The 6136-nt window shown below is 36.6% G+C and carries 7 protein-coding genes; 1 reads left to right on the forward strand and 6 read right to left on the reverse strand.

Going from position 1 to position 6136, the window contains the following annotated elements:
* The 6 genes from Q0256_RS10685 to Q0256_RS10710 form a co-directional block, all read right to left on the reverse strand.
* Positions 1–1460, reverse strand: a 1460-nt coding sequence (locus Q0256_RS10685; protein ID WP_297962872.1) for an AAA family ATPase, incomplete at its 3' end; no start/stop codon positions are given.
* 465 nt (positions 1461–1925) lie between these two features.
* Positions 1926–2813 carry a hypothetical protein gene (locus Q0256_RS10690; protein WP_297962874.1) on the reverse strand — a complete coding sequence of 296 codons (888 nt, stop codon included), beginning with the start codon at positions 2811–2813 and terminating at the stop codon, positions 1926–1928.
* Between the two features lie 9 nt (positions 2814–2822).
* Positions 2823–3578 (reverse strand): disulfide bond formation protein B, encoded by a 756-nt coding sequence (locus tag Q0256_RS10695; RefSeq protein ID WP_297962876.1) that lies wholly within the window; start codon positions 3576–3578, stop codon positions 2823–2825.
* A 9-nt stretch (positions 3579–3587) separates the two neighbouring features.
* Positions 3588–3755, reverse strand: a complete 168-nt coding sequence (locus Q0256_RS10700; protein WP_155463265.1) for a hypothetical protein — start codon at positions 3753–3755, stop codon at positions 3588–3590.
* 346 nt (positions 3756–4101) lie between these two features.
* Entirely contained in the window at positions 4102–5298 is a 1197-nt protein-coding gene (locus Q0256_RS10705; RefSeq protein WP_297962882.1) for an AAA family ATPase, read from the reverse strand.
* A gap of 32 nt (positions 5299–5330) precedes the next feature.
* Positions 5331–5525 carry a hypothetical protein gene (locus Q0256_RS10710; RefSeq protein ID WP_297962885.1) on the reverse strand — a complete coding sequence of 65 codons (195 nt, stop codon included), beginning with the start codon at positions 5523–5525 and terminating at the stop codon, positions 5331–5333.
* Between the two features lie 52 nt (positions 5526–5577).
* Between Q0256_RS10710 and Q0256_RS10715 the strand changes: the two genes are divergently transcribed.
* The coding region (locus Q0256_RS10715; RefSeq protein ID WP_297962888.1) for a DUF1722 domain-containing protein at positions 5578–6136 on the forward strand (559 nt) is incomplete at its 3' end.

Consider the following 6136-nt stretch of genomic DNA (forward strand, 5'->3'; position numbering starts at 1 on the left):
GTTTCTCGATAGGAACGATAGGATATTTTAACTTCATCAAAGTTTTTTTGATTTACTGCACAATATTTTCTCAACACCTCTTCATCAAATAGGTAGTTTTCGATTTCCCACCTTTTCATTACTCTAAATCTTGCATCCTGATTAGCTAAATACTCTTGCCTCTCTTTTTCTGATACTAGCTTTCCTGATGCCATATCTCTATCTTTAAAAACCCAAATTTCCATATTGGGAAACACCTTGCCTAATATCGCTAATGCAATGCTGCTTCTTTGATCCAACTCTGTATTTCCACCGCTAGAGACGAAAACAGTATCTGGATACTCTGCATTAAAAATATTATTTAAAACTTGAGCGTCAAGCCCTCTTTCAGAGCCATCTGGTCTGGGTTCATCTCGTCCTTCGCAATAAATAATTCTATTAGGAGCTATTAATCCAGTTAAGTCATCTAGAGCTGTACTGAAAATAGATTTCCATGTTGTTCTATTGTTTGCAATAGGGGTCAATGTTATAGCTTCTGAAGCAAATTTCATATTATCTTCAAATTGAATAACTTGACATTTCCCAGATAGCTCTTCTTGAAATGCTCGTAAAAAACCGATACTGTGAGTCGCAATCCAAATTTGCCCTTCATCGCCTATTAGTTTTTCTATCTCAATCATTAATTTTTTTTGAATCGATGTATTAATATGTAACTCAGGCTCATCTAATAGAAAGATAGAGTTTTTATATTTCTCTCTTCTTAAAAATAAATCTAATAAAATATCAACAACTTCCTTTTCTCCGGCAGAGAGACTATCAAATGAGAATGTTATATCTGAATCTGATTTTTTAAAATTTAGCGTACCGTTATTTTGTGCCACATTTCCCAAGCTAACAATTTCTAAATCTAAACAGTTTTTTATAGATTGATTTAATAAGCCTATGACTTTAATCTTAGCTTCAGATGGCTTAATATCTTCTCTTTCCATAATTTGGTTATAAAATCCCAATAATCTTCTATAATTATCCTCTACCTTGCTGTCTAAATTTAATGAACAGCTCGCTCCATCGGAATTGTTTTCAATAGGATCTACTGCTCTAATCTCGCTAATATTCAAACTAGTGTTGTAACGATACGGACTTCTGAATGAAAAAATAATTTTCCTATTATTCTTATATAAATCATGATCATTATATAATCTGCTATTGTCAATGATATTGCCCTCATCATCTAAATATTCAATCGATATTAATTGAAACGCATTCTTATTGTCTGTTCTGTAGAATATTTTCGGTATACTACCGCTCCCAATGTTCCCACCATAACTTCCTCCGCATGCAATAAAAGCATCCAAAACACTACTTTTACCACATCCATTAGTACCAACCAATGCGATTATTTTCGCTGGCTTATCGCCTAAATCTAAGGTTAGATCCTTAAATCTTTTAAAATCTTTTATATTTACCTTTGATATTTTCATATTCAGTCCATTTTAAAGAAGATATTAATTAATTTATACCAATTCTTCCCCGAAAAATAGCTTATCGCATATTACACTGCTCCGTCTGGCTCCATAGTAACCTGCGTCCAGAGAATCTTCACCAGTGATCAGGCTTCGCGGAGTCTGCTAAATTTACGATGCCGAGTGCCGATGTCTTTTTGATGAGTTTATTTTACTCTTGCTTTTATAGCCTTTCTGACCTCTATTTTGTATGCATTTAGCACCTAGGCTACCTTACCTGTTTTCGTCGGTGTAGAATATACTGGCAGTTTTAGAATTTACTCTTTCATTTTTGCTACTTTTGGTAATAACATTATAACAAAATGGACTTTAAGCAACTTGGTAAAAATTATTTGGCAGATATCAGTTCGACAATGAGCGAGGGCTTAAATACTATGTTTTAGATTATTTTTAAAATAAGCCGCCCAAAAGACGGCTTAAATTTTATCTCTCGAAAATAAAAATTTTATTCATGCCGTCCTCTCTGGACGCGACGTAGAATTTACTCTCTTTGATAGCGAGCGCATGGGCATCGCTCGCGCCTTCAAAGCTATAAATCTCCACGATCTTTCTGCTGCGCGGATCAAGCTTTAGGATGCTTGAGTATTGCTTCGAGAGTAGATAAACAAACTCGCCGCTCGCATCCATACCCGTGATATAGTAGTCGTTTATATCCCTGCCGTCCTTTACGCCGAGAGCCTCATCGAAGCTCGGCACGAACTCGCTCGAGAGCAGATTATCGGCGTCACTAAAGCTCGCCACGCTCCAGCCTTGCTTGATGTCATCGGGCACGCTCGCGATGAAAAACTCGCCGTAAAAGTCCGAGTGATCCCAGCTTAGGATATACTGCTGTTTGGCGCGCACAGTGGAGTAGCGGTCCTTGAAATCGAGCGTGAAATTTTCGTATCCGTCGTGCAGATAGCGCCACGCTTTGTTCGCTTCCTCTTTACTTTGATTCGGTGCGGGTTTGAAAAACTCATAGGTTTTATTATAGCTCATGAGCCCTACCGAGCCTTTAAAAAAACTCGCTGCGACGGTCTCCTCCATTTGGATTATCCAATCGGGTGTGCTTCGTAGATAGTTTTTTACGGTTTTTAGCTCGCCGTCCATTTCGTAGAGCTCGAATTTTAGCGTACCGAGCAAGAAGTTTCCGCTTGCCGCGTCGTAGTCAAGCCCTGTGACTGGATTATTGTTGTTTAAATTTGGCGTTATCTCGCCGATTTTGCGTAGCGGCGTTAAATTTACCACTGCGCCATCCGCAGGATTTAGATTAAACTCGCCGCCCAGCGCCAGTACAGCGCACAAAAGGGTTAAGGTTAAAATTTTTCTCATATCGCGACCTCACTTCGGTAAATTCGGTAGTTTTGGATTCCAGCTTTCGCGAAAATCAATTTCGGTTTCTTCCCAGTGATCAAGCTCCCAAAACCACTTTGACGGATCGATGCTCATGCGCGAAGGCGTCGCGGAGGCTAGATAGGGCGGAGGGCCTGCCGTGATGAAAGCCTGGACGCAGTTAAAAGCCATGATGATAGCAAAGGCCACCACGGCTATCTTGCCTAGCGCAAATTTGGGTAAAACCGCGCCGTATGCGCCCTCTTCGCTTTTTTGCATTATTTTACCTACGTTTTTGCCTAGCAGCAAAATCACACCCAAAAATATAATGACGCAAAAATGTACCACTACGACCCAAAACTGCGTGTGTGCGCCTAAAATTTCAAGCCCGAAGCCCTGCTTGATGTCGAGGTAGCCGCCGCCCGTGCCGTCAAGGCTATAGTGTAAAAAGCCGTCGTAAAGCCCAAGGCACGCTAAAAAGATGATTGCAGCGAGGTATTTGACCTTAAAGCCGTATCTAACGATAACTAGCGCCATAAACGAGATCGCTACCATGCAAAATCTCTCATGCCAACACATAATGCAGGGACTATCGCCCATACCAAAGCCCAAAACAAGGCATGCGATACCTACCGGCAAAGCGATGAGAGCGAGCGCCGCGAGGGCAAAAAGGTTGAAAAATAGCTTCTCATCATCGCCCCAGCCCGCAGAAATTTCGGTGCTGCGGGTGAAGCTTTGAGACATTTTATCTTGCATACTTTCCATCGCTCGCTCCTAGAAATTTCCCATAGGCACGACGGCAAATTTATTTACCCATGCCATCATGATGACGAGTATCGCGACACCTGCAATACCAAAGCCCATAACCGCGCGCTTTTTCTCAGGCTTGAGCCACAGCAAAAGAGCTGCGACGAAAAACATAAGAACCATTAAAAATTCCATGTTTTCTCCTTTCTTGCTGAAATTTAATATCATAAAATATTAGGCTTTTATTTATTAAATATACATTAAAAAATATATTTTTACAAGTATAAATATATTTTTTTGTTATATTTTTATGCTATTAAAATATATATTACTAATAATTTTTTTATATTAAAGCTTATTTTAAACTTATTTCAGGCGTGTTAATTTGATTTTGCTCTTGTAGGTTTGTGCAATTGAAATTAATAAGAGATTTAACAAGCAGTAAGACGAAGTCATAACTAAACGCTTAATTTGTCTTGAGTCAAGGTGATTTTTCCACAATTGCTTTTTATACTAGCAATAGTTTATTGCCAAAGTAGTGCTAGTATAAAAACCCAAACAGCCACAACGGTATCTTATTGCCGACACCAACCTCAATATCATCTGCCGCTATAAAAGAATTTGGCATATCTTTTATCTGCTCAAAGCTCTTTTTTGCTCCGCCTATTTCAAAGACAAATTCGCCTACTATAAAATCTCCGGCTTTGCCCGAGTAAATTTCAGTGATATTTCCAAGCTGGTTAGTAAAGAATGTCTCTCTAACATTTCCTATATCAGGGCTATTTATATACATTAAATTTGTATTTTCAAGGTAAATTTTGTCTGCCTTATCCATATTTTTTATAGCTAGCTCACTTTTCATTAAAAGCCTTATAAGTCCAGCGCTATCAAGCATAGCAAGATACTCTTTTAGCGTCCTATCATCCCTTATATCAACAAGCGATTTTAGGCTTGAGTAGTTTGGCTGATATGGGACGTTTGTGCTTATGGCATGAGTTAAGATCTTTAGCTTTCTTGCAGTGTTGCCGTTTAAATTTGGATATATACTTAAAAGATCGCTATCTATCGTAGCTTCTATGCTTTGTCTTAGGGTCTGATAAAAGGCGGTATCATTTGGCATATCATTATAGTATGGGTAGTAACCCACCTTTAGATACTCTCTAAAAAGTTTAACAACTGCTAGATCTTTTTGTTTTAAAGTATTAATGATATCAACAGCTATCTCCTGATGGTTTGTAAGTAAATTTGCAAGCTCAATAGCTTCTAAATTTATACCATACCTTAGCCCTAGATACTCCCTAAAACTCATTCCACTCATCTTATATACTATCGCTCTTCTGCTTAGATCATGAGAGCTTTTTAACACTTCAAGAGCAGATGAACCAGTAGCTACTATATTTAACTCTTTAAAGTTATCATAGGCAAATTTTAATACAGCAGATATATCTTTACTTTTATGAATTTCATCCAGATATAGATGCTTTCCACCATTTAATACAAACTCTCTTATAATTGAGGTTATATCGTTTGATATCTCTATGTCATCTAGGCTTAAGTAAAGACTATTTTTGTTTTTATTAGCTAGCTGAGCTAGAGTGGTTGTTTTACCTATTCCTCTTTGCCCAAGAACAACGATAAGTCTATGAGATAAGTCCTTGGAGTCTATAAAATATCTTTTAAATTTATGGTTGTTTAACCTTATAAGGTCATTGCTTTTTAAAAAAAGTTGATCTAGCATAGTTTATCCCTGAATTATGTAATGCAATACAATTATATCATAAAAAGATATGGGATAAGATACAAAAAATGCTCCTTTGCGCAGTGAATTTTGGACTCTTCGACTTGGCGAAGTTGCATAGAGTTCATAGACCCCTTAGTCTCTGCAACAAAATAAATATGCTTGATATCACCCTCATAAAACGCGATCGCCCTAAAAAGACAAACCTCTCCAGATACATCAGTCATATATATAGACGAATTTAAAGGAAATATAGAAAAAGAGAAATATCAGCTAGCGATGTATGATAAAAACCGTAAACTAGTAGATATATTAAGAAATAGACATTCACAAACAATAAAAAATATAATAAACGAATTTGAAATACAACCACAAGTAGTTGTAATGGATATGTTTAAGCCATTTAGAAGCGTAATAAATAGTAATATAGTTCAGGCCCAAATAGTAGCAGATAAATATCATGTAATAAGACAAGGGATATGGGCATTAAGAGATTTAAGAGTAGAATTATTTAACAAAGACAATGAAAAGTATAAGAAGTTAAAAAAATATTGGAAAATACTAAGTAAAAGCCCAATAAGTCAGTTTAGTCAAAGACAAAAAGAAATATTAAAAGAGATATTAAAAGTAGATAAGACATTGAAAAAGATGTATAGAATAATAAAAGAATTTTACAAGATGTTTGAGAGCAAGACAGTAAAGACAATGAGAAGGAGAATAGAGCAATTAATTGAAAAATTGAGAGTATTTAATATAAAGCAAAGTATAAAACTAGCAGATACAATAACAAGTTGGAAAAAAGAGATAATAAATATAGTAGAATATAAAATAAACAATG

The sequence above is a fragment of the uncultured Campylobacter sp. genome (assembly GCF_937949835.1).
Classification (GTDB): domain Bacteria; phylum Campylobacterota; class Campylobacteria; order Campylobacterales; family Campylobacteraceae; genus Campylobacter_B.

What these genes read in the sequence shown, in the direction of transcription:
- Q0256_RS10690 (WP_297962874.1), bottom strand. Translation starts at nt 2,813, where the DNA reads ATGAGAAAAATTTTAACCTTAACCCTTTTGTGCGCTGTACTGGCGCTG.
- Q0256_RS10695 (WP_297962876.1), bottom strand. Translation starts at nt 3,578, where the DNA reads ATGGAAAGTATGCAAGATAAAATGTCTCAAAGCTTCACCCGCAGCACC.
- Q0256_RS10700 (WP_155463265.1), bottom strand. Translation starts at nt 3,755, where the DNA reads ATGGAATTTTTAATGGTTCTTATGTTTTTCGTCGCAGCTCTTTTGCTG.
- Q0256_RS10705 (WP_297962882.1), bottom strand. Translation starts at nt 5,298, where the DNA reads ATGCTAGATCAACTTTTTTTAAAAAGCAATGACCTTATAAGGTTAAAC.
- Q0256_RS10710 (WP_297962885.1), bottom strand. Translation starts at nt 5,525, where the DNA reads ATGACTGATGTATCTGGAGAGGTTTGTCTTTTTAGGGCGATCGCGTTT.